At 45.5% G+C, this 981-nt stretch carries 3 protein-coding genes; all 3 read left to right on the plus strand.

Annotated elements, in window-relative coordinates; translation table 11 throughout:
- Positions 1 to 71 precede the first annotated feature (71 nt).
- On the plus strand, positions 72 to 371 hold the full coding sequence (locus tag H2C83_RS17105) for a helix-turn-helix domain-containing protein (RefSeq protein ID WP_181742377.1): 300 nt from the start codon (positions 72 to 74) through the stop codon (positions 369 to 371).
- On the plus strand, positions 335 to 718 hold the full coding sequence (locus H2C83_RS17110) for an IS3 family transposase (RefSeq protein ID WP_181742378.1): 384 nt from the start codon (positions 335 to 337) through the stop codon (positions 716 to 718). The genes H2C83_RS17105 and H2C83_RS17110 overlap by 37 nt, the downstream gene beginning before the upstream one ends.
- A partial coding sequence (locus H2C83_RS17115) for a DDE-type integrase/transposase/recombinase (RefSeq protein ID WP_181742379.1) occupies positions 696 to 981 on the plus strand: 286 nt, incomplete at its 3' end. The genes H2C83_RS17110 and H2C83_RS17115, both read left to right, overlap by 23 nt.

Consider the following 981-nt stretch of genomic DNA (forward strand, 5'->3'; position numbering starts at 1 on the left):
TGATGTGCACCCCTTAAAATAGACACGGAAAAACCCCTGTGGTTGCCGAATTATTTTAAGGGGTGATTTTTATGGCAAGGAAAGGGCAGAAATTCAAGACATACAGCTTTGAACTCAAAAAGAAGGCAATAGAAATGAGGCTCCAAGGGATTCCTAAGGCCAAAGTCGCCAAAGAACTGGGGATTCATGATGTGGGGCGACTGAAGGTCTGGGTGAGAAAATACCGTGAACATGGCGAATTTGGGTTAATGGAGCACAGGGGGAGGCGAAAAGAGTACAAAGATCTGGAGCGGGAAGTCAAAAAGCTGCGATTGGAGAATGATGTCCTAAAAAAGTGGTTGGAAATTTTGGCAAGGGAGGGAAAAAGCTGAAATTTCGGGTTGTGGATGAATTGCGTCACCATCATAGCGTCAAAGATTTGTGTAAATTCTTGGGAGTTTCCAGAAGCGGTTACTATCGTTATCTTTCCAGGAAGAACAAGACGGACAAAGATCAGGCTCTCAAAGAGAGAATTCACTACATATACGGGCTTCGAAACAAGAGGTATGGATACCGGAGAATTCAGGCTGAGTTGATGCGTCTGTACGGACTTCGTGTCAATCATAAGAAGGTGCTCCGGATCATGCAGAAACTTGGGATTCAATCGATCATCCGCAGAAGACGCTTTGATCAAAATCGGTATCGCAGACAATCTGTTGAACCGCCAGTTTTACGCTGAGCGCCCGAATCAAAAATGGGTAACGGATGTCACCCGGATTCCCGTTGGAGGCCAGAATCTTTTCCTGTCTGCCATCATGGATCTTTTTAACAATGAGATTGTTGCGTTTCACATCAGTTCCAGAAACAACAATGCATTGGTTCTGAACACTGTCCGAAAAGCTCTGGAAAAAAAGAGGACGTGTCTGGAACCATCCTTCACAGCGATCGGGATTTCCAATACACGTCCCATGACTACCACCACATGCTGGCTCAGTTTGGCCT

It is taken from the genome of Thermoactinomyces mirandus (assembly GCF_013868055.1).
Taxonomy (GTDB): domain Bacteria; phylum Bacillota; class Bacilli; order Thermoactinomycetales; family Thermoactinomycetaceae; genus Thermoactinomyces; species Thermoactinomyces mirandus.